Origin of the sequence: Bdellovibrio sp. NC01 (genome assembly GCF_006874625.1) — a bacterium.
GTDB lineage: Bacteria > Bdellovibrionota > Bdellovibrionia > Bdellovibrionales > Bdellovibrionaceae > Bdellovibrio.
Genome location: NZ_CP030034.1, coordinates 3,094,785 through 3,116,675, shown reverse-complemented (window position 1 = coordinate 3,116,675; position 21,891 = coordinate 3,094,785). Strand labels below are relative to the sequence as shown.

At 44.2% G+C, this 21,891-nt stretch carries 23 protein-coding genes; 18 read left to right on the top strand and 5 right to left on the bottom strand.

Annotated elements, in window-relative coordinates; translation table 11 throughout:
* The first annotated feature begins 9 nt into the window (after positions 1-9).
* The 12 genes from rpsE to DOE51_RS14830 all read left to right on the top strand — a co-directional run bounded on the left by rpsE (position 10) and on the right by DOE51_RS14830 (position 7,255).
* On the top strand, positions 10-471 hold the full coding sequence (gene rpsE / locus DOE51_RS14885; RefSeq protein ID WP_142697338.1) for a 30S ribosomal protein S5: 462 nt from the start codon (positions 10-12) through the stop codon (positions 469-471).
* 12 nt (positions 472-483) lie between these two features.
* On the top strand, positions 484-669 hold the full coding sequence (gene rpmD, locus DOE51_RS14880; protein WP_142697337.1) for a 50S ribosomal protein L30: 186 nt from the start codon (positions 484-486) through the stop codon (positions 667-669).
* 3 nt (positions 670-672) lie between these two features.
* Positions 673-1,110, top strand: coding sequence for a 50S ribosomal protein L15 (gene rplO / locus DOE51_RS14875; RefSeq protein WP_142697336.1), 438 nt, complete (start codon positions 673-675; stop codon positions 1,108-1,110).
* Complete coding sequence (secY, locus tag DOE51_RS14870) at positions 1,110-2,438, top strand: preprotein translocase subunit SecY (protein ID WP_142697335.1); 1,329 nt, start codon at positions 1,110-1,112, stop codon at positions 2,436-2,438. The genes rplO and secY overlap by 1 nt, the downstream gene beginning before the upstream one ends.
* The gene (locus DOE51_RS14865; protein ID WP_142697334.1) at positions 2,438-3,073 is read left to right on the top strand and encodes an adenylate kinase; all 636 of its coding nucleotides are present in this window, start codon (positions 2,438-2,440) and stop codon (positions 3,071-3,073) included. Before secY ends, DOE51_RS14865 begins: the two co-directional genes overlap by 1 nt.
* Before the next feature lie 130 nt (positions 3,074-3,203).
* Positions 3,204-3,317: a 50S ribosomal protein L36 gene (rpmJ, locus tag DOE51_RS14860; RefSeq protein ID WP_011165332.1), complete on the top strand. Its 114-nt coding sequence runs from the start codon at positions 3,204-3,206 to the stop codon at positions 3,315-3,317.
* Positions 3,318-3,319: 2 nt separating this feature from the next.
* The gene (gene rpsM, locus DOE51_RS14855) at positions 3,320-3,694 is read left to right on the top strand and encodes a 30S ribosomal protein S13 (RefSeq protein ID WP_142697333.1); all 375 of its coding nucleotides are present in this window, start codon (positions 3,320-3,322) and stop codon (positions 3,692-3,694) included.
* A 16-nt stretch (positions 3,695-3,710) separates the two neighbouring features.
* A complete protein-coding gene (gene rpsK / locus DOE51_RS14850) occupies positions 3,711-4,109 on the top strand; it encodes a 30S ribosomal protein S11 (protein ID WP_142697332.1) in 399 nt (132 codons plus the stop codon).
* Between the two features lie 10 nt (positions 4,110-4,119).
* A complete protein-coding gene (gene rpsD, locus DOE51_RS14845) occupies positions 4,120-4,746 on the top strand; it encodes a 30S ribosomal protein S4 (protein WP_142697331.1) in 627 nt (208 codons plus the stop codon).
* Between the two features lie 20 nt (positions 4,747-4,766).
* Entirely contained in the window at positions 4,767-5,798 is a 1,032-nt protein-coding gene (locus DOE51_RS14840) for a DNA-directed RNA polymerase subunit alpha (RefSeq protein ID WP_142697330.1), read from the top strand.
* Between the two features lie 182 nt (positions 5,799-5,980).
* Positions 5,981-6,496, top strand: coding sequence for a 50S ribosomal protein L17 (rplQ, locus tag DOE51_RS14835; RefSeq protein ID WP_142697329.1), 516 nt, complete (start codon positions 5,981-5,983; stop codon positions 6,494-6,496).
* A 201-nt stretch (positions 6,497-6,697) separates the two neighbouring features.
* Positions 6,698-7,255 carry a TlpA disulfide reductase family protein gene (locus tag DOE51_RS14830; protein WP_142697328.1) on the top strand — a complete coding sequence of 186 codons (558 nt, stop codon included), beginning with the start codon at positions 6,698-6,700 and terminating at the stop codon, positions 7,253-7,255.
* Between the two features lie 251 nt (positions 7,256-7,506).
* On the opposite strand, the gene DOE51_RS14825 is transcribed toward DOE51_RS14830, so the two are convergent.
* From DOE51_RS14825 to DOE51_RS14815, 3 genes are all read right to left on the bottom strand, one after another.
* Positions 7,507-8,598: a hypothetical protein gene (locus DOE51_RS14825; RefSeq protein ID WP_142697327.1), complete on the bottom strand. Its 1,092-nt coding sequence runs from the start codon at positions 8,596-8,598 to the stop codon at positions 7,507-7,509.
* A 329-nt stretch (positions 8,599-8,927) separates the two neighbouring features.
* Positions 8,928-10,898 carry a TIGR03545 family protein gene (locus DOE51_RS14820; RefSeq protein WP_142697326.1) on the bottom strand — a complete coding sequence of 657 codons (1,971 nt, stop codon included), beginning with the start codon at positions 10,896-10,898 and terminating at the stop codon, positions 8,928-8,930.
* Positions 10,899-10,907: 9 nt separating this feature from the next.
* On the bottom strand, positions 10,908-11,432 hold the full coding sequence (locus DOE51_RS14815) for a TIGR03546 family protein (RefSeq protein WP_142697325.1): 525 nt from the start codon (positions 11,430-11,432) through the stop codon (positions 10,908-10,910).
* Positions 11,433-11,534: 102 nt separating this feature from the next.
* On the opposite strand from DOE51_RS14815, the gene DOE51_RS14810 reads away from it, so the two are divergent.
* Positions 11,535-12,500, top strand: a complete 966-nt coding sequence (locus DOE51_RS14810) for an HAD-IIIA family hydrolase (RefSeq protein WP_142697324.1) — start codon at positions 11,535-11,537, stop codon at positions 12,498-12,500.
* A gap of 9 nt (positions 12,501-12,509) precedes the next feature.
* On the opposite strand, the gene DOE51_RS14805 is transcribed toward DOE51_RS14810, so the two are convergent.
* Positions 12,510-13,475, bottom strand: coding sequence for a lysylphosphatidylglycerol synthase transmembrane domain-containing protein (locus tag DOE51_RS14805; protein WP_246845108.1), 966 nt, complete (start codon positions 13,473-13,475; stop codon positions 12,510-12,512).
* Positions 13,476-13,644: 169 nt separating this feature from the next.
* Here DOE51_RS14805 and DOE51_RS14800 point away from each other — a divergent pair, with 169 nt between their 5' ends.
* Positions 13,645-15,021 (top strand): mannose-1-phosphate guanylyltransferase/mannose-6-phosphate isomerase, encoded by a 1,377-nt coding sequence (locus DOE51_RS14800; RefSeq protein WP_142697322.1) that lies wholly within the window; start codon positions 13,645-13,647, stop codon positions 15,019-15,021.
* Positions 15,022-15,078: 57 nt separating this feature from the next.
* Here the strand turns inward: DOE51_RS14800 and DOE51_RS14795 are convergent, their stop codons facing one another.
* The gene (locus tag DOE51_RS14795; protein ID WP_142697321.1) at positions 15,079-15,885 is read right to left on the bottom strand and encodes a murein L,D-transpeptidase catalytic domain family protein; all 807 of its coding nucleotides are present in this window, start codon (positions 15,883-15,885) and stop codon (positions 15,079-15,081) included.
* Between the two features lie 238 nt (positions 15,886-16,123).
* Here DOE51_RS14795 and DOE51_RS14790 point away from each other — a divergent pair, with 238 nt between their 5' ends.
* From DOE51_RS14790 to DOE51_RS14775, 4 genes are all read left to right on the top strand, one after another.
* The gene (locus DOE51_RS14790; protein ID WP_142697320.1) at positions 16,124-16,381 is read left to right on the top strand and encodes a hypothetical protein; all 258 of its coding nucleotides are present in this window, start codon (positions 16,124-16,126) and stop codon (positions 16,379-16,381) included.
* A gap of 196 nt (positions 16,382-16,577) precedes the next feature.
* A complete protein-coding gene (locus DOE51_RS14785; RefSeq protein WP_142697319.1) occupies positions 16,578-17,174 on the top strand; it encodes a hypothetical protein in 597 nt (198 codons plus the stop codon).
* Positions 17,152-18,108, top strand: a complete 957-nt coding sequence (locus DOE51_RS14780; protein WP_142697318.1) for an HTTM domain-containing protein — start codon at positions 17,152-17,154, stop codon at positions 18,106-18,108. The genes DOE51_RS14785 and DOE51_RS14780 overlap by 23 nt, the downstream gene beginning before the upstream one ends.
* Before the next feature lie 223 nt (positions 18,109-18,331).
* Positions 18,332-21,859, top strand: coding sequence for a hypothetical protein (locus DOE51_RS14775; protein ID WP_142697317.1), 3,528 nt, complete (start codon positions 18,332-18,334; stop codon positions 21,857-21,859).
* Positions 21,860-21,891: the final 32 nt, after the last annotated feature.

The following is a 21,891-nucleotide window of genomic DNA, read 5'->3' as shown; positions in this document are numbered from 1 at the left end:
GAGTGATGTGTGGAGAAAGTTCAAGCTCAAGCAGCTGAATTAGAAGAGCGTGTAGTAGCGATCAACCGCGTAACGAAAGTTGTTAAGGGTGGTCGTCGCTTCTCTTTCGCAGCTCTAGTAGTTGTTGGTAACAAAGCTGGTGATGTTGGTTTTGGTTCTGGTAAAGCAGGCGAAGTGCCTGAAGCTATCGGCAAAGCTAGCAGATCTGCTAAGAAATCAGCTAAATCTGTGACTCTTAAAGAAGGTCGCACAATCCCTCACGAAGTTATCGGTAAATTCGGTGCTGCAAAGGTTATCATGAAACCAGCAGCTCCAGGTACTGGTGTAATCGCGGGTGGTGCAGTTCGTGCCGTTCTTGAGTCAGTTGGCGTAAAAGATATTCTTACTAAATGTGTTGGTACTCGTAACCCTCACAATGCAGTAAGAGCAACAATCGATGGTTTGAATCAACTTAAACAGTTGAGCAAATAGTCGGAGGCAAAAATGGCTAAGAAATTTGTTGTTACATTGAAAAAATCGACTATCGGCTGCACTCAAGAACAAAAAGATGCAGTTCGTTGCCTTGGTTTGAAGAAGCTTCATTCAACTGCTGAAGTGAATGACACTGCTGCAAACCGCGGTCAGATCATGAAAGTTCAACATTTACTAAATGTTGAAGTTAAGGGGTAATCCATGAGCTTGCTTAATCAACTAGCTCCAAAAGCTGGATCAAAACACGCTCCAAAAAGAATCGGTCGTGGTATCGGTTCTGGTATGGGCGGCACGTCAACTAAAGGTCACAAGGGTCAATTGGCTCGTACTGGTGGCAAAGTGCGTCGTGGTTTCGAGGGTGGTCAAACACCTATGCACCGTCGTTTGCCTAAATTTGGTTTTAGCAACGTCGCGTTTGCTAACAACTTTGAGATTGTCAATATCGGACAACTTGCTAAATTTTCTGGAGAGGTAAATCCTGAAACTCTTCACCAAGCTGGACTAGTTAATAGCGGTGCGGTTAAGATTTTGGGAAATGGCGAGCTTAAAACAGCATTGACTGTAAAAGCTCACAAATTTTCAGAAAGCGCTAAGAAAGCTATTGAAGCTGCTGGCGGCAAAGTCGAGGTAATTAAATAGTGTCTGCACTAGAGAGCATCGCAAAGAATTCGGATCTTCGTAAACGTATTTTCATCACGTTGGCCTTGTTGGCGGTTTACAGAATTGGCGTGCATGTCCCAACTCCTGGAGTTGATGGCACTGCTGTCCTTTCTTTCTTCCAAGCGCAAAGCCGTGGGATTTTCGGACTCTTTAACACCTTCACGGGTGGTGCTCTTTCCCAATTCAGCGTTTTCGCATTGGGTATCATGCCTTACATCTCTGCTTCTATCATTTTCCAACTTTTGACTTCTGCAGTTCCTGTATTGGAGTCATTGAAGAAGGAAGGGGAGCAGGGACGTCGTAAAATCAACCAATACACTCGTTATGCGACTGTAGCTCTTGCCGTAGTTCAAGGTTACGGTATCAGCAACTGGTTGATGAACTCTACAAGCCCAGATGGTCGTCCTCTTGTATTGGCGCCAACTGTGGCATTCTTGCCTTTCCCAATCATGACAGTTATCACTTTGACAGCTGGTACATGCTTCATCATGTGGTTGGGTGAGCAAATCACTGAAAGAGGTATCGGTAACGGTTCTTCTTTGATCATCTTCACTGGTATTGCTGCTGCTATCCCAACGGGTGCTCAGCGTCTTTTCGAACTAGTTAAATCTGGTGAGATGAAATTCATCATCGTTCTTCTTCTATTGGCTTTGATGGTTGCGATCATCGCAGCTGTTATCTATATGGAAGTGGCACAACGTCGTATCACTGTTCAGTACTCTCAACGTGCTGGTGGTGGCGGTATGCAATCTATGCAAACTCCGACAAGCCATTTGCCAATCAAAATTAACTTCTCTGGCGTTATCCCGCCAATCTTCGCGAGCTCATTGTTGATGTTCCCAGCGACTATGGCTCAGTTCGTACATGTTCCTTGGTTGAAAGCTCTTCAAGAGTCTTTGAACCCATCAGGTACGATCTTCAATATCATGTTCGTTGCATTGATCGTGTTCTTCTCGTTCTTCTATACAGAGATCGTGTTCAATCCAACTGAAGTTGCTGACAACTTGAAAAAGTACGGCGGCTTTATCCCTGGCATTCGTGCGGGTAAGAGCACTTCTGATTATATTCAGAAAGTTCTTGAGCGCGTAAACGTACTAGGTTGCGTATATCTTTCTACAATCTGTATTTTGCCAGGTATCTTGGCGAGCCAATTGAACGTGCCATTCTATTTCGGTGGTACAAGCTTGCTAATCCTAGTGGGTGTTGCATTGGATACTGCTCAGCAAATCCAATCTCATATGATCACTCAAAAATACGAAGGCTTCATGAAGGGCGCTAAACTTCGTAGCAGAAGGGTTCAGTTTTAATGAACTTGATCCTGTTTGGAGCCCCAGGGGCCGGTAAAGGTACTCAGTCAGAGCTTTTGATCAAAAGACAAAACATGACACAGATCAGCACGGGTGATCTGTTTCGTGCTGCGATCAAAGGGCAGACTGAGCTCGGCAAAAAGGCTCAAGAGTTCATGGATAAAGGCCAACTTGTACCAGATAGCATCGTTATCGGTATGGTTGAAGAAGTCCTACTCAAAGGTTTAAAAAATTTCATTCTAGACGGCTTTCCAAGAACGGTAGCTCAAGCAGAAGCATTGGATGCTTTACTTAACAAGATGAATCTTTCTATTGGAAAAGCGATTTTTCTCGAAGTTCCAATGGGGATTCTAATGGACCGTTTGACTGGTAGACGCGTTTGTAAAAACTGCGGGGCTGTCTATCATATAGTCAGTAAGCCTTCTAAAACAGAAGGTGTATGTGACAATTGCGGTGGGGAAGTCATTCAACGTAATGACGATAAAGCTGAGGTTATTGAAACTCGCTTGAAAACCTACCAAGAGTTCACAAGCCCACTAAAAGAATTTTATAAAAAATCAGGGAAGTACATCGAAGTGGACGGTAATAGAGGCACCGAGGAAGTCTACAAAGAGATCGAAAAAATAATAATCTAGGCTGCTGTGTTATTTTTATCTCTAGACTTTAATGGTTCTTGGTGTTAGCGTGCCGAACCGCGTTTGTATTTTTGCTGGGATTTCTGGCTCGATTTTTGAGTCAAAATATTAGCAAGTATGGGAAGACATTATGAAAGTAAGACCATCAGTAAAAGCAATTTGTAACAAGTGTAAAGTTATTAAAAGAAAAGGCGTTATTCGCGTTATCTGCGAAAACCCTAAACATAAGCAAAGGCAGGGTTAATCATGGCACGTATTCTTGGTGTCGACTTACCTAGAAATAAACGCGTTGAAATCGCGTTGACATACATCTACGGCATTGGACGTCCTCGTGCGGCTATGATTGTGAAGCAAGTTGGTATTCCTTCAACTCTAAGAACTGAAGGTCTAACAGACGAGCACATCGCTAAAATCCGCTCTATCATCGAATCAAACTTCAAAGTTGAAGGTGATTTGCGTCGTGAAATCGGTTTGTCTATCAAACGTTTGATGGACCTTAACTGCTACCGCGGCATCCGTCATCGTAAAGGCTTGCCAGTTCGTGGTCAGAACACTCGTTCTAATGCACGTACTCGTAAAGGTCCTAAGAAGACGGTAGCTAACAAGAAAAAAGCCGTGTAGTTAAAGGGAATTAGCGATGAATACTGAAAATAAAGCAAAAACAGTTGCTAAGAAAAAAGTTAAAAGAAACGTTCCTCAAGGAAACTGCTATATCTCAGCTGGTTTCGGCAATGTTATCGTAACGATGACAGATCCGAATGGAGCTACGGTGTCTTGGTCCTCTGCTGGTCACCTAGGTTTCAAAGGTTCTCGTAAGGGAACTCCATTTGCAGCTCAAGTCGCGGCAGAAGACGCTGCAAAAAAAGCTATGGAAGCAGGTATGAGATCTGTGGACGTTTATCTTAAAGGCCCTGGCGCTGGCCGTGAACCAGCAATCCGTGCATTGGCTGCTACTGGCATGAGAATCTTGACTCTTAAAGATATCACACCAGTTCCACATAACGGTTGCCGTCCACCTAAGCGTAGAAGAATCTAAGGAGTATATCGTGAGCTGCATTAACGAAAGCGTTTGTAAGCTTTGCCGTCGCGAAAACGTGAAACTTTTCTTGAAGGGTGACCGTTGTTACACTGATAAGTGTTCTTTCGAAAGAAGACCTTATCCTCCAGGACAACATGGTCAATCTCGTTTGAAGTTCTCTGAATTTGCACTTCAATTGCGTGAAAAACAAAAAACTAAAAGATATTACGGTGTTTCCGAGAAACAATTCGTAAAGTATGTTCAAGAAGCCAACCGTTCAAAAGGATTGACTGGTACAGAGCTTCTTAGAAATCTTGAGCTAAGATTTGATAACGTTGTTTACTCTTTGGGTTTCGCGAATTCTCGTCGCGAAGCAAGACAGCTTGTTAAACACAACCATTTCTTGTTGAATGGTAAAAGAGCAAACATTCCAAGCATCCTTGTTAACAAGGGTGACGTTATTCAAGTTGCTGAGAAGAGCCGTGAAGTTACGAAAGTTCAAGCTGCAATTCAATCTGTAGCTAGACGTTCAGTACCAGCATGGCTTGAAGCTGATCATGGCGCCTTCAAAGGTACTGTTAAAGATCTTCCAAACCGTGAAGACGTAACAGTTGCAGTTGAAGAAAACATGATCGTTGAATACTACTCAAGATAATTTAACCTCTCGGGGGATCCATGCAAGAGCATTATTATAAGTTTTGGAGAGAGATGATCAAGCCGAAGGGATTCGAAATTGATCGTGACACTCTTCGTGATGACTACGCAAAATTCATTATCCGTCCCCTCGAAAGAGGCTTTGGTGTTACTCTTGGTAACTCCCTAAGAAGAATTCTTCTTAGTTCAATGATGGGTTCTGCAATTACTGCGGTGAAATTCGAAGGCGTTTTGCACGAGTTCACTACGATCCCGGACGTTCTAGAGGATGTAACTGACATCATCTTGAACCTTAAAGAAGTTCGTTTCAAACAGTACACTGCTGATGCTTTGACTTTGAAGATCAACAAAAAAGGTCCAGGCAAAGTAACTGCAGCGGATATCCAAACGTCAGATAAGATCGAAGTTTTGAACCCAGATCTTCACATCGCGACTTTGGGTGCAAATGCGAACTTCGCAGCTGAAATTATTGTTAATTTCGGTCGCGGATACGTTCCAGTTGAAAACAGAGAAACTGATCTTCCAGTTGGCTTTATCGGTGTTGACGCTCTTTACAGCCCAATCCGTAAAGTTAACTACAATGTTTCAAATGCACGCGTTGGTCAAAGAACTGACTACGATGCTTTGACTTTGGAAGTATGGACAGACGGCTCATTGAAACCAGAAGAATCTGTAGCTCTTTCATCTAAAATCATGAAAGAACAACTTCAGATCTTCCTAACTTTCGATGAAATGATGGAACCAGCTGAAGAATCTCGTGAATTGGGCTCTCCTTCATTGAATGAGAACTTGTTCCGTTCTGTTGACGATCTAGAACTTTCTGTTCGTTCAGCGAACTGCTTGAAAAACGCTAACATCCGCTACATTGGTGAGTTGGTTGTTCGTTCTGAAGCAGAGATGCTTAAAACTAAAAACTTTGGACGTAAATCTCTTAACGAGATCAAAGAGATCTTGGGTGAGATGGGACTTGGCCTCGGTATGAAAATCGAAGGCTGGCCACCTCCAGGTTGGGATCCTTCTCAACCTCCTCAAAAGAGAGAAAGCGCACAGTAATCACCACGTAAGGTGATTGGGCAACGGCCTCTCGCAAGGGAGGCTGTTAAGGTGGATGCCTGAAGCCCGCGATCTTGGGATTTCGGTCCTGGGATTCGAAAAAGTAGCACTGAGCAATTAAGCTTGAGTGCTCTACCGTCTGGATACCTAACACGGTCCACACGTTCTTAACGGAGTATAAAATGAGCTCACACAGAAGAAGAGTAAAACATTTCGATCGTAAATCTGGCCCTCGTAAAGCTTTGATCAGAGGCTTGGTTAACTCTCTAGTTGAACACGGTCGTATCACTACAACTGTTGATCGCGCTAAAGAAATTCGCCGTCACGTAGAAAAAGCAATCACTCTTGGTAAAAAAGGTGACTTGGCTACAACTCGTTTGTTGTTGTCTCGCTACCCAAATCAAGAAGTTGTTAGCACTATCGTAAAAGATCTTGCTCCACGTTTCAAAACTCGCCCAGGTGGTTACACTCGTATCATCAAAATCGGCCGTCGTCCTGGTGACACTGCTGAGATGGCGTTCCTTGAATTCGTAGACTACGATTTCGAAGCGAAAACTACAGCTAACGAAACAGCTAAAGCTGAAAAAGCGGCTCCAAAAGCAGCTTCTAAAGCGAAAAAAGCTTCTACTAAACTAGTAGCAGCTAAAAAGAAAACTGTTAAAAAAGCTCAGAAAAAAGCAAGAGCAACAGCTCGCTAGTTTTCACTTCGATGAAGTCGAAGTGCAAACAGTCTGAACTCTGAAAAATAGATTTCAAATAAAAGCCCAAGACGAACTCTTGGGCTTTTTTATTTTTGGGCATCGTTGGTAAAGCCTGCGGGTGGAATCGAAGGAAGTCTTGCGGGCTGGCGTACGAATCCTGTCTTAGGATTTTTTGATTTTCTGAGGTATATAGTCTGTATGAAACAGCATCTTAAAGCATTCGCACTTGTTGTCGTTCTTGGTGTTCTAGCCGTCCTTGGTTTCAATTATTTCTTTCTGCCTAAGGTGCAAGAAGCCCCAACGGCCATGGCTACGGTAGAGTCTATGGAGAAGAATGGTGTACCCAACTTTTCTGCAGAGACTTTGTCGGGTGAGAAGTTTGATCTTGAGTCACTTAAAGGCAAAGTTGTGATTTTGAACTTCTGGGCGTCATGGTGTGGACCTTGTGTGGAAGAAGTTCCTTCACTGATCAAGCTTGTGAAAGAGTTCAAAGGGGATGTTCAACTGATTGCGATCTCTGGTGATAGCAGTGTTGAAGACATCAATATCTTTTTGAAATCGTTCCCAGAGCTAAAAGGCGAGAATATTAAAATCGTCTACGATCAAGATCGTTCTAAAATGAAAATGTTTGATGTGGCTCGTTTGCCAGAGTCGATGGTGCTTTCAAAAGATCATAAACTTGCGAAGAAGCTCGTGGGCTCGATCAATTGGTACAATGAAGATTCAATCGCTTACATGAAGACTTTGCTTAAGTAGCACTCGCAAGATTGCCAATTTCCGATGGGGAGCGAATCCGTATTTGCGGAGAATCCTTGTGAGCGGATAAGCGTCTGGCAAATAGATAAGTTGGAAATTGCGACAGACTGAAATTCGATTTTAAATTTTGTGTATAATAAAAAAAGAGTGGTGGAGACATCACTCTTTTTTTGTATCAAATTTCTGGCGAGGTTGGCGTTCATTTGAAGATAGAACCAACTCGGCCGTGAGTTGGCTGGGATGAGACTTTTTTATTTACAATCAAATTTCAAATCGATTTTTGTGCCTTCAACGAGTGGTGATTTGAATTTCAAGACGTCGCCGTTAACCGTGAAGTCTGTGAACTCTTGAGAGTTGATGAACACATGCACAGTGCTTGGCTCTGGCTCGCACTGCAAAGTTAAATGCGACATCGAGTTTACAATTTTGTCTTTGAACGTGTTTAAGTTGTTGGTGAAGTTGGCATCGCAGATGCTGCCAATTCCGCCTTCTGTCATGTTAGAGGCTTGCGCGTAGATCGTGCCTTGATGGCTTGGTGATGTACCGCTCGCGTCTTGAGTCGCTTCACACGAAGAATCGCCTGGTTTCACAATGATCGAGTTAAACGTAAAGCGCACGTCGTCGCCAAAACTTGATTGAGCTTGCGCGATCATATTGACTGGCAGGTCGCCAGCTTCAAGAGGGATATAACTGCCATCAGCGTCTGTTGGTTTTACTTTGCTTTGATCGCCGCCCACAGAGCGTTCGTCTTCGTTCGATACGATAATCACTGATAGCGCGGCTCCAGGACGGTAACAGCCGTTGCCTGATGTGTTTGCTAAGGCTCCGGACTTAAAGTGTTCGAGGGCTGCTTTGATCCCGCGCTCGTCGCCAGATCCCGCACCACCAATTGTCATCGCATTCACGGTATTCACAAAAATATTATCGAGATTTGCGGTGCCTCTTTTTAAAAGATGCGCTGGCGTTCCTGATGTTGGAGTGTAACCGACCCAGTCATATGAAAGGCCCCAGGCAGGGATACCGGCCGTTGTGACGGTTCTTGTCGTCGTCATACACATTTGCCAGTCGATGTCGCTGGATTCTAGTGACGCCGTGAAAGCGCCAAGGCCCGCTGCAAGTTTCTTAAGGTCAGGAAGCATGGAGTTTGAATCGTCGAAGACGATTAAGAAGTCGACTTGCTTGTTACCGTAAGCAACTGTTTGAGAGACGTTGACTGTCTTGCTTGGCGCCACAGAAGATTCACTGTTCGTTTCAACTGGGGTGAAATTCATCTTTGCACAAGCAGAACATAGCGAAGTGATCGCAGTGGCTAACACTAATTTTTTAAACAGAGTCCTTTCCATACTTCACACCTCACCATGATGTTATCGTGATGCGCCCATAAAAATAAAGAGGTTGACCGCGAATGTGAGGAAAAAAGATTAATAAAAACAATAAGTTGCAGATTGTGCTGAATAATTAGACAGGTCCTGTAAAGGGCATCGACAGAACTCAAAGCTTCTTGAAATTTGAGAGTCGAAAGAATTTTTCCGAGTGAAAAAAATCGGCAAACTTTTTTGCACACAGTTTTCTTCAAGAAATTCTGAAGAGAGAAAATAAAAAGCGAATTTGAATGAAAGTAGATGAAAAAAAAGCTGCGGTTTTGAAGCGCAGCTTTTGTGGATTTTGAAATTTAGAAGCCGAATTTCTTTTTTAGTTCGTCGAGGGCTTTTTGGCCTTCTTTTTCTAAGTGTTTCTTGCCTTGGTTTTCGGCATCTTTCTTAGCTGTGTTGATTTTGTCATCCACTTGCTTTTTCTGCGCGTCTAGCTGGGCTTGGGCTTTCTTTACTTCGCCGTCGAATTGCGATTTGTACTTATTAATCTCTGCTTCGACTTGCGCTTTTTGTTTGCCGATCTCTTGATCTACATAAGCTTGAATTTTTTGACGAGCTTCATCGATCTTCGCTTGGATTTGTTTTTCAAATCCTTTTTGTAGCTCTGGGCCTAAATTTGAATTCACTGACAGATCTACTTTCGGAAGAACCCCTTGGCCTTGCGCTGACAATGTCACCACTGGAATGCCAGCGAAGACGGCTTTCAAGATAGAGTCCGCGATGTTGTTCTTTGATGAGACGTCGTAATCGATCTTCTGGAATTTATTGTCCATGTTCACAGAAAGATTTTTTAATGCAATCAAGTTACCTTGAATCGCTAAAGTGCCAGTCGCTTTTTTGAAAGCGATATGCACGTCAGGGGACTGCACCAGCTCTTTGCCTTCGATCGCGTACGAATCCACTTTGACTAGGTAATCGATGACAGAATCGTCTTTGCGATTATCCAAAGTCAACTTCGCTAAGAAGCCAAAGATACTCATGCCTGGGAAATCACCTGCCAGAGTCGCAACCGTTGGTTTACCGATAAGGCGTTGATTTGAAGTGATGTCTAGGATTTCACCTTTGATGTTGCCGGCATTTGGCGACAAGCCCGCTTGAGAGCTGATGCCTGCGCGTTTCACCCAGAACATTGGATAAGAGTTCGGACGACCGAATTCGTACGTGATACCTTTTTCGCGAGGATGCGGTTGAATTGCAACGTCGTCGTCGTCAGTTTTCTCTTTACCTTTTTTCAGATACTTCGGTGGAAGATATTTTTCCGCTAAGTCTTTATAGCGATAGAACTTCGCCTTATACGGAGCAAGGTAACGATTGAATACAGCTAACGTGAGTGCTTTTGCATCTAGTTGTGGAATTTTGAAATGTTGTTCAAGAGATTTCACGTCGACTTGAACTTGCTTTTCGATCTCTTTGTATTGCGCTTGCATTGCATTCAAGTCTTTACCAAGATCGTCAGTGACGCCTTGGATTTGCTTGTATTTGCCTTCGGCATCTTTATACACGTCATTCAATTGCTGCAAAGAATTCGCAAGATCTTGTGGGTTCTTGAAGTCTTTGTATTGGATTTTGTTCAGACGATCCGACAAAGATTGAATGTCTTTACCCTGTGGCAAAGTTTTAAGGCGGGCATCCCAATCCTTCTGTTTACCATCAAGATCTTTTTGGAACTTTTCGATCATGGCTTTTGATGGCAATGACTCTTGCAACTTTTGTAATTGGGCGTTTGGATCTGTTCCGCTTAACATCGCGATCAAATCGCCAAAGACATTATCGCCGTAACGAGCATCCAATTCTTTTTGTGCATCCGATTTAAGTTTGCCACCTTCCGTCGAAAGAACACCAGGTTCATTCGATACCGCTGGAGGAGGAGCTACTTTGCCAGGATATTTACGTTTTACACCGAATTCGATTTGTTCAATCGCGGCTTCGTTGATCACGAATTTCACGCGCAATAAGGCGTCCCATAACATGCCGAAACGAACGTCGCCAATTTTGACGGAATCGAATTCTGGTTTTTCAGAATCCGTCAGCTCGATGCCTTTGATGCTGATGCTGGCATTGAAGAAGCTTGTGTCGACGTCAGCGATGTTAACTTCAGCACCAAGGGCTTTGTAACCAGCCCACTCCATAGCTTTGCGTAAGTGAGTGTCGAAGAAGAAATGGAAATAAAGTCCCACGATCAAGCAGAAGATCGCAAATGGAATGATGGCGCCCCATCGGATGATGCCTTTTTTCTTTTTGATAGGTGTCGTTGTGTTGTCTGTGCTCATGTTGCAGTCCTATCCGTAAAGTTCATCGTACTTAACGTACCAGTTGTAAAGTTTCGTCGCTGTGAATGCTTTCCAGAACTTCGTTCCTTTAAAGCGCGCAACGACGGCTGCACGATAGGCACGGATCATTGTTTTGAAACCGTAGAAGGCGAACGGGAATAAAATGATTGATACAATCATCGAACCCATCACGATGCTGTTATTGAAACGAGTCATCGGCACAAACGGAACGTTGTACATTGTGACGAACAGTGGACGAAGCGGCTCTGCTTCAAGCACGGATTTACCTAGCAAGTGTGCTGGGTAGTCGAACAAGAAAGCGATGAACTTAAAGAAGAACGCAGATAGAAATGCGGCTCCAAGTTGCACTCTGAATACGAAGATGATCATCAAGACAATGAATGTTTGGATTGAAAAGAAAGGTGCAAAACCTAAAATCAAACCCAGGGACAAACCGTATGCAAGGGGAGTTGTATCGGTATCAGAGTTCAGAAGTTTCAAAAAATTAAATATCTGTTTCAGAATTAACGTCATGGATGTTGTTCCTCCGAGAAACTCCCTCAAGTTTAGAATAAAAATGCATGGCGGCAAGCGAAAAAGAAGACAGAAGACGTGACTTGTCGTAATACTTTTCTCATGCACATTTGGGAAAGATTGATTGCAGATACGGCGCAGCTTGGTGGAGTTTTGGTTTTCATTGAAGACCAAACGCCTGCTAATTTTAAAGAATGGCTAGCGCCATTGCAGAGTCAGTATTCAATTCCCTTTGTGGTGCGCTCAGCTAATGATCTTTTAGCACGTCGTTTTGTAACTCGTAGTCAGGATTTGGTTGTTCTTTTAGAAAATCAGAAAGACTTCTTTTCTTCTTTGAATTCGGTGCTACAGGGGCAGCGTCTTTTCTTGGGCGCAGAAGATGATTCACAAAATATCGATTTCTTTTGGGCCAATGCATCTGCACAGGATTGGGCGCAAGCCATTCAGGGTGCCGTTCAATCTATGTCAGCGGTGAAGTCATTGCATGAGAATTTGCGCACGCAAGAAGCGGGCTGCTTGTTCTTGGACCGTGATGACGTCGTTGTTCGTAATGTGCCTTACAATAATGATCCAGCAAAAGTTGAACTTCTTCCCGGTGCGGTTGATTTAATTCAACGTGCGCACAAAGCGGGAATGTGGGTGGCGTTGGTTACAAATCAATCGGGCTTAGGCCGCGGGCGCATTTCGTGGCTTGAATACAAGGCCGTTCATCAGAAGATGTTAAGTCTTTTGGCAGAGCAGGGCTGTTGGATTGATGAGTGTGTATGGGCTTCATTCATTGAAAACGAGGCTGTGGTTGAAGGACGCTTGCTTGCCGGTTTACGCAAACCTCGCGCGGGAATGTTTCAGCTGGTGCATGAAAAATTGCGTGTTAAGATGGACGAATCATTCATGGTGGGCGATAGCGCAACTGATTTGATTGCGGCTCATGCTGCTGGCGTTAAAAAGCTTTATCTATTCCATTCAGAAAAATTTGCAAAGGAAGAGGCGACTCTTCGTCAGTATCAAAACTCGCAGCCTACTTTGCACTTTCAAGTGCTTCAGAAATTCGCCGATTTAAAGATCTAAAGCCGTTTATTATGCGACTTCGATTTGTTCCGCGTGTTCGTGGCCTTTGAAGCGCATATAGAAGAAGGCCCCAAGAAGACTCATGAGGAATGTTCCTACTTGGAAGGCTGTGATTGTGGTCGGGCCTAGATCTGTTGTCTTGCCGTTGTAAATATTAAACAAGAAATAGAAAGCTGCTTGGCCAACGCCTACTCCAGCAGGAGAGATGGGAATAGCAGTTGCCATAAAGCCCAATGGTGCAACCAGGAAATAAGTTTTCAAGTGCACATCGTCGTATCCGGCCATCATGCCCACTAGGTACAAGAACAAGATTGAACATGTTTGTGCAATCAAGCTTAAGAAAATAACTGCAAGGATTCGTCCACCGTGTTTACCGTACAAGTGCATGCTTTCGTAAAGTTTCATGAACTTTTCGGATAACGGCAGTTTTTTAATGATCTTTTTAAGAATCTCTTTGCGATAAAGAACGCTAGAGAAAATTAATGCCAAAGCGACAGCGAACACGATGAACAACGCAAGAATGAACCAGAACAACGTCATCAAGCTTGGGACGTGAGTGATATGATCCATATCGTAGACCATCACCAGCAAGGCCATAAGAACCATTGAAAATAAACCGATCACACGGTCCATCAATACGCTCGTGACCGCAACGACTTTGCTGCCAGGATTTTGGCGATTGAAGTAGTAGGCTTTGATCACGTCGCCACCGACTCCGCCAGGCATTGCAAAGTTGAAGAATGTTCCGATTAAGCTCAGCTTAAACACAGGCCATGAGCTGGCTTTCATGTGTTGCGACTTTATAAGAATGCGCCAACGTTCGCTGGCAAAGAAAAGATTCAAAGCAACGAGCCCCAAAGCAAGTGCCGCTGGACCCGGCGAAAGAAGCGCGCGCAATGCCGAGAAATTCAATTTCCCTGAAGACACCAACCAATAAATAATCCCCGCTGAAAACAGGATTTTAAGAGCTTGCATGAGGAATTTTTTGGTGTGCTTGATCATGACTCTTTCATACCTAAAAAGAAGGGCGAACTCTACTGCGAAATGGAGGCGCCAGGGCCTTTGACCACTTGAGCCATTTCAGATGAAAAATACGCAGATTGGCTGTTTAGTGCTATAAAGTTTGGTTCCGATGGAGGAATTTGTGATTCCAGTAATTTTGTCTGGGGGGAGCGGGACACGCTTGTGGCCGGTTTCTCGCCAGCAGATGCCAAAACAATTTTGCGAGATCTTCGATAAGCCTTTGCAGACTTTAACGTTGCAAAGAAGCTTGCGTTTGGGGACTCCGTGGATCGTGACGTCTAAAGCTTTGCAAACTTTGACAGAGCTAAATTTGAAAGACAATAAGGCAGAGTCTGTGCGCACGGTTTATGAACCGGTGGGCAAAAATACGGCTCCGGCGATTGCGGTTTTGTGTCAGCTTTTGCTTGCGCAAAATAAAGGCAATGAAGTTGTTGCGATTTTTCCTTCAGATCATTTGATCACGAAAGAAGCTGCGTTTTTGGACGTGGTGAAGTTCGCTGAAACGGTGGCTCAGGAAAATAAGGTGGTCACATTAGGTATCACGCCGTCTTATCCAGAAACGGGTTATGGTTATATTCAAACAAAAGCGGTCAGCGTTAAAGACAATGGCTCGTTGAAAGCGTATTCCGTTGTGAAATTCCACGAAAAGCCTTCTTTGGACAAAGCGAAAGAGTTTTTGTCGCAAGGAAGTTTTAGCTGGAATGCCGGCATTTTTGTTTTCAAGGTTTCGCATATGGCGAGCTTGTTTGCAAAACATCAACCTGAAATGTGGAGCTTGGTTTCAACATTGAAGGCCGATGCTTCGAACCTGGAAGAAATCTATTCTAAAGTGGTCAGCATTTCGATCGATTACGCGATCATGGAAAAGCTTGGCGGTGATGAGCTGACTTGTATTCCTGCGGAATTTGGTTGGAGCGACGTGGGCTCTTGGGATGCTGTTGCATCTTTGCAAGATGGTCACGAGATCTTGAACGTTAAAGGCCAGGATAATTTCGTTTTTGGCGATAATAAAAAACACTACTCAATGATCGGTATGGATGACGTTATCGTTATCGATACGGCTGATGCGATGATGTTGGTGAAAAAAGGCATGTCGCAGGACGTGCGCCACGTGGTTGAGGCATTAACTCAGCAAAAATCGAAGTTAGTAAAAGAGCATATCTTTGAATACCGCCCTTGGGGCTATTTCGAAATCTTAAAAGATACGGATTTCTTTAAATCAAAAGTCATTCGCGTGAATCCTCATGCGCAATTGTCATATCAATCGCATGCGAAACGTGAAGAGCATTGGACGATCACGCGTGGGGCGGGTGAAGTGGTTCTTAACGACCAAATCATTCCGGTGAAAGCGGGAACGCACATTCACATTCCATTGGGTGCGAAACACCGTATGCGTAACAATACGGACGAAATGTTAGAATTCGTGGAGGTTCAATTGGGAACTTACTTCGGCGAAGACGATATCGTTCGCTATCAAGACGATTACAAAAGAACATAAAAAAAGGGACCGCAAGGTCCCTTTTTCATTGAGGGACCACGGTCCCGTTATGAGTTGTTATTTCTTAGCCTGGAAGTCTTCTTCTTCATTTGGCAAATCTACGTCAGCTTCGTCTGGTTGATCCGCTTTTACTTCTTGCAATGTCGGAGTTGATTGAGTCGACGTCATCAAGTCTTTTTGGTAGGCGTAAATCACGCCACCTTCTTTAAAGAGTGGAATCATCTTTTTAATGATCGCTGGTGAAACGGCTGGGCAGCCCCAGCTACGACCCAAACGACCGCTGGAATCTACGAAGTCTTGAGACACATAGTTCGCACCGTGCATAACGATATCGCGAGAAGCTGCTTGGTCATTTGATTTCTCAAGACCATGAAGGTTCAAAGATTCGCCATGACCGCCGTAATAAACAGAGCCCGCAAGATAGAAACCTAGCGAAGACATTTTTGAACCATCAAGGTTAGAGAATTTAGTCGCTAAACGAACGCCCGAACCTTTACCGTGCGCAACGAAATACTTATTCACAACACCAGTTTCCAAGTTCATAACGAACAAGCGGCGCTGGTCTGAAGGTAAAGAGAAGTCAATGATCGCAAGGTTCTTAGATTGAACCGCGAAAGCCTTGTCCGTCATGTAAGCTTCACCTTCGGCAGGACGAACCTTTGCTTTTACACGCACGGTTTTGCCTGCGTTATTATCCATGAATTCAAGAGCACGTTGCAGAGCTGTTTCTGAAATGCCTTGATTTTTAAAAACATCATACAAGCGTACGCCATTGATTTTTTTATCGGCGATGCTTTCGGCATGGGCCGCGATATTAAAGAAAATCACTGTGATAATGCTTAAAATTTTTAAAGATCGCTTCATCTTATCCTCTCTCGCATTGACGTGCCTGTAACTGTTCCGGGGAATTTACAAAGCGCGTGCCAGGAAAAGGGCGATCGTTCGTACAATTAATTAAAGCTGGAAGTTCCATAAGCTAAGAATCGGCGCCCTAAAAAGGCACCTGTACATTCCTTAGACATGCTGCCTAGCAAACAATATTGAATCGACAAGGCCTTAGGTTTTTGTTTTGATAGAGCTACTTTAAAAAGGGAGTTTTACAATGAAAGCATTGGTATTCATCGCAACGATGTTGATGGCATCTTTCAGCTTTGCTGCAAAGACTTATCAAGTAACGGGACCAGTTTTGGAAGTAACTGATTCAAAAATCGTTGTCGAAAAAGGCAAAGATAAATGGGAAATCGATAGAGCTGCAGATACGAAAGTAACTGGCGATTTGAAAGTTGGTGAAAAAGTTACTATCGAGTACACAATGACTGCGAAGACCGTTGAAGTGAAAGAAGCGAAAAAGAAAAAATAGTTTCTGAATCGCAATTAATTGAAAGTTTGAAAGCCTCGCAGATTTTGCGGGGCTTTTTTTTGAAATTCACGCGCAGATTAAGGATGGGAAAGATTGGTGGATGAAGTTTAATTCTTCTTGTCGTCTTCGTCGTTGCACAGATCACTAAGTGTTTACTAGATTCCTTCGGATGTTAGCCAACATTCAAGGGGTATTTATGGTGGTCAAACTTTTTCATAAAGTGAAATTTGTCGCGATCTCTTTATTCATCACACTCAATGTCGTGTTGATGGCGACGGCATCTCTTCCAGATAGAAGTGCCGTGGGAGATAATATTTTAAATGTTCTCTGGCGATATCAGACGTTCTTCGCTCTGGATCAGATGTGGAGCATGTTTGCTCCGAATCCGGCGAACGTGAATGCGTATCTTGATGCCGAGATCACATTCAAAGACGGCTCTAAGGAACGTTGGACGTTTCCTCGCCCGTCACGCATGCCTTCATGGGAAAAACTTTTAGGTGGCGAACGCTTCCGCAAATATTCGCAAGAAAATTTAGTTCCGATGGAAAAATCGGAAGTGTGGTTCGATATGTCTCGCTTTGTTGCTCGTGAAGTTGTGAACCTTGAAAACCAGGGTAAACATCGCGAAATCAAAGAGCTTCAATTCTATCGTCATTTCAATATCGTGAAGCCGCCACAAGAAAAATTTATTCCGCATGGGCAAATGAGCACAGAATATCAAACTGAAGCTGTTTTCCATTTCATTCCGACAGAACCTCAGAAGGTGAAATATGAAGCTAACATCAATCGTTAATTCCGTTCGCGAATTTTTCTTTAAACCCGTGCCAGTTCAATCCGTGGCAGCGGTTCGTGTGCTGTTTGGTTTGCTTCTTCTTGCGAACTGGTACATGACGTGGACACATCTTGAAGTTTTCTGGGGAACGAATGGTTTGGTTTCTTTGAACACTTCACAGATTTATGGATCTGATTGGCGATTTAGTTTCTTCGATTGGTTGCCGAATGATCCGCGCACGGCAACTTTCGTTGCCTTACTGAATCTTGCTGCGGCGTTGGGTGTGACGTTCGGTCTTTTTACCCGTACATCCATCTTGTTTGCGTTCCTGACGGTTATGTCATTCCACAACCGAAATGTCTTTATTCTGAATAGTTCAGATTTAGTCTTGCGCAATTTATTGTTCTTTATGATGTTCACTCCAGCCGGTGAAGCTTACTCTTTGGATCGTTTGATCGCGCGTGTGCGTGGTCTTGCACCAGAGATTCCAGCTTTGCGTGCGCCTTGGGGTTTGCGTTTGATGCAGATTCAGTTCTGTCTTATTTATGTATCGACGGTACTGTTTAAGATGAAAGGTACTTATTGGGCTGATGGTACGGCGATTTATATCGCGACTCGCTTGGATGAGTTTGTGCGCATACCACTTCCACTTCTTAATAATCTGGTGATCATTAAGCTATTAACTTGGGGCACTTTGATTACTGAATTCTCGTTAGGTACTCTGGTGTGGATCAAAGAACTTCGTTACTGGGTTTTGCTCGCGGGTCTCGGCTTGCATCTTGGTATTGAAGTCGTAATGAATATTCCGATGTTTGAATGGGTGATGATCGCCGCGATGGGCTTGATGATTGAACCATTCGATGCGGAAAAAATTGATCAGTGGGTTCGTGGTAAACTGAAAGAAAGATTTGCGAACAAGGAGATTTCAATTTTGAACTCTGTTACTGCTGAATAATTTTTTCTTCTTAAAAATTTATATTCGAAAAAAACGCCGAGCTTAATCACCTCGGCGTTTTTTATTTTTTCAAAATTGTTTTTTACATTTCACTTCTGAAAAATATTTTGAATCTGCAAAAAATTAAAAGACAGACATCAAATCAATTTCGCTATCCAAAAATCAAAGGTTAGTTAAAAGTTGCTTCACGCACAAAACAACAACCCAATTTTTTGGAGGATACATGAAAGTAGCATATAGGAAGGCATTCCTCGCTGCTGGTATTACTCTGATCGCGAATCCGACGTGGGCGCAGTTAAGTCTACTTCCGTATGGAAGTAAGACGACGCAAACTTCGAATAACGAGCAGAGCATGCCTGTACCGAAGGCAGCTAATGGAGGAGGAAGCTCTTCTTCTGGCGGATCGAATGGAAATTCTAATGGTCGATCGTCAGTCGCAGCCACCGTTGTCGGTGGTTCGACTGGAGGATCTGTTGCAGCCACAGTCGTAGGTGGTTCCACGGGCGGATCTGTCGCTGCAACTGTAGTCGGATCTACAAGTGGTGGTTCGAGTGGAAGCTCAAACGGCAATGCGAATGGCAATGCTAACGGAAATTCAAATGGTCGCTCTTCTGTAGCTGCGACTGTTGTAGGTGGATCAACTGGATTCTCTGGTGGATCTTCTTCGGGTGGATCGTCTTCAGGCGGTTCTTCAAGCGGTGGCTCTTCTGTTGCTGCAACTGTTGTCGGTGGTTCAACTGGCTTCAGTGGTGGTAGTTCTGTTGCAGCAACTGTGGCTGGTTCTACTAGCGGCGGTTCGAATGGCAACGCAAATGGCAATGCGAACGGCAATTCAAATGGTCGTTCATCTGTGGCAGCAACTGTTGCTGGCTCAACAAGTGGTGGCTCAGGCGGAAGCTCTGTAGCGGCGACTGTTGTTGGTTCAACAAGCGGTGGTTCAAACGGAAATGCTAATGGTAATGCAAATGGCAATGCGAATGGTAACTCAAATGGTGGTTCATCTGTAGCGGCGACTGTTGTTGGTTCAACAAGCGGTGGCTCAAACGGAAACGCTAACGGTAATGCGAATGGTAACGCCAATGGAAATGCAAACGGCAATTCAAATGGTCGTACTTCTGTAGCTGCAACTGTTGTTGGTTCAACAAGCGGTGGCTCAAACGGAAATGCGAACGGTAATGCCAATGGCAATTCGAACGGCAACGCCAATGGTAACGCCAACGGAAACTCAAATGGTCGCACTAATGGTGGATCTAATGGTTTCACGAATGGTAATGCCAACGGTAATGCGAATGGCAATTCAAACGGCAATGCTAACGGTAACGCCAACGGTAATGCGAATGGCAACTCAAATGGCAACGCTAATGGAAATGCAAACGGCAATTCGAATGGTCACTCAAACGGTCACCAAAATGGCTCAACTGGTTACACTAATGGTGGAACTAACGGTCATACAGATGGTCGTACTGATGGCGGTCATTCTGATGGTAAAACGAGCGGCTACACTAACGGTCATTCCGATGGTCGTACCGATGGTCACTCAGATGGTAAAACTTCAGGCTACACGAACGGTAGAACTGATGGCCATTCTGACGGTCAACAAAACTCGACAGGTCGCACGAACGGTCACTCAGACGGTAAGACAGATGGTTACTCAAATGGCCATACTGACGGACGTACTGATGGTCACACAGACGGTCATTCAACAGGTCACTCGACAGGATACTCTACAGGGTATTCAACGACGGGTTACACAACTGGATACACGACTGGTGAAGTCACTTCGACTGCAACGGTAACAACTGCAACTTCGACGGCTACAACGGCGACGGTGACGACTGCAACTTCGACAGCAACAACTGGCGAACAGTCGACTTCAACTGCGACGACAGGCACAGAGTCGACGTCAACTTCTACTTCGACTGCTACTTCAGCTACAGCTACAACTGGAAGCAAAGAAGAGAAAAATAAACTTCGTCATAAGTTGGAGCCTTTGTTCCATCTATCATTCGACTTCGGTTCTTACATCATCAACTTGACGCCGCAAATGGGTGGTCCGCAACCAAAAGCAGTTTTGGAAGCGTACGATTCAAAAGCAGCGACAGATTCATTGGTGTATGGCGACTACCGCGACGGTTTCCAAAAAACTGTTTACGGCAGTCTCGAAGTGGGTCTTGGCGCACAAATCAGATTCTGGTTTGAAAATGCGACAGGCTGGCATCAAAGCTTCTGGGCTTACGTGGGCGTATTGCCTGTCGTAGGTAAAGACACTCAATCAACTCGTTATGTAAGCACTCTGGGCAAAGCATACGATATGGGTGGACGTAACGAAATTCCTGAATCGGCAACGGATTTGAACCGTTGGGATCCAGGTGACAGCATCACTTATGTTGGTCACGGTGGCGTGGTCTTCAGTGCAAGTGCTGGCTTAGGACCTGTCGGAGTGGGCGCAGCTCGCTTGGCGAAAGGTACTTGGGAAACTTATGTTGAAAAAGTTGGCGCGAACAAAGCATACGTGAAAATGACAAGTGGTAAACTAGAGTCATTGTCAGTGTTTGCAAGTGCTTCGATCCTGACTATTTCGAAAAATTACTTCAACTCAGCCGACGATGGATTCTCATACTTGTTCGACTTGAGCACAGAGACAGGACGTAAAGCTTACGAAGATATGATTCGTGGTAATGCGTACTCATCTGAGCAGTTGGCATCAGAGAAACCAAGAAACTTGGTTGAAGCGGCTCCAGTACAAAAAGTTGCGACATTCAGAACTGTTAGCTCTGGTTCTGTCGTAAGTGCTGCATTCTCTATCCCTATTATCTGGGATAAAGTATACAGCAAAGGCCGTGTGCAATCGTTCACGACTTCTGATTTGTACATCAATCGTAATACGGCACGTGTGCACTATGGTATCTTCTCGCAATCGGAAGATTCACGCTTCTGGTTCAAACACAAAGAGAAAGATTTCATGTTCTACGGTGCTAAATACACGATCGAGAACTGGGATACTCACGCGAAAATGGATAGCATGTTCGGTACGTACAGCTATGCATTCCGTCACGAGAAATCAAATGGCTCTCGTCTACGCTCTGGTATCGCCGAGTTGATCAAGAAAACTGGTTTGGATGCATTGAATGTCAATGTTCCTGATCAAGATCTTGGTTACACAGGTGTTGAGTTCAACGTTAACTTCAGCGACGACAATACATTGAGATTGATGATGGCTGCTCAACGTGCGACTCAGGATACGTTCGTAACTAAAGCTAACGGCATGGTTGCAGGCTATATGGACCGTAACGATCCATACTGGTATTGCCCAGCTGCTAACGGCGAACATCCAAATACAGCAAGTTGCGAATACCAATTGAAATCGAATACAAGTGGTGCAATGGGCAGAATGTATGCTGCATTGAAACGCATGTATAAAACGATGAACACTGACGCTAAAGCATTCGCTGCAGCTTACGGTGAATTCGGTGAAGCGATGAATGAGAATGCGTTCACATTCAAAGCTGCGATGGATATGGCAGGCCCTGGCGTACAAATTGACTACCTCATCGAAGGTACGAAATTGTCTATGTACTACAGAGCATGGCAGACAGATGCTTCTGGACGCTGGATTGCAATCTCAGCTCCAAGCAAAAAAGGTCTTCCATTCGATCCTAAGCTAAGAAGATCTAAAGCTCGCGGTATCATCATCGGTAACAACCCTGGTGACATCGTGAACCCAATGATCCAACCAGCTGTAAGTCTTTAATAAAGATCAATAGCTAATTAGTTACTCCGGCT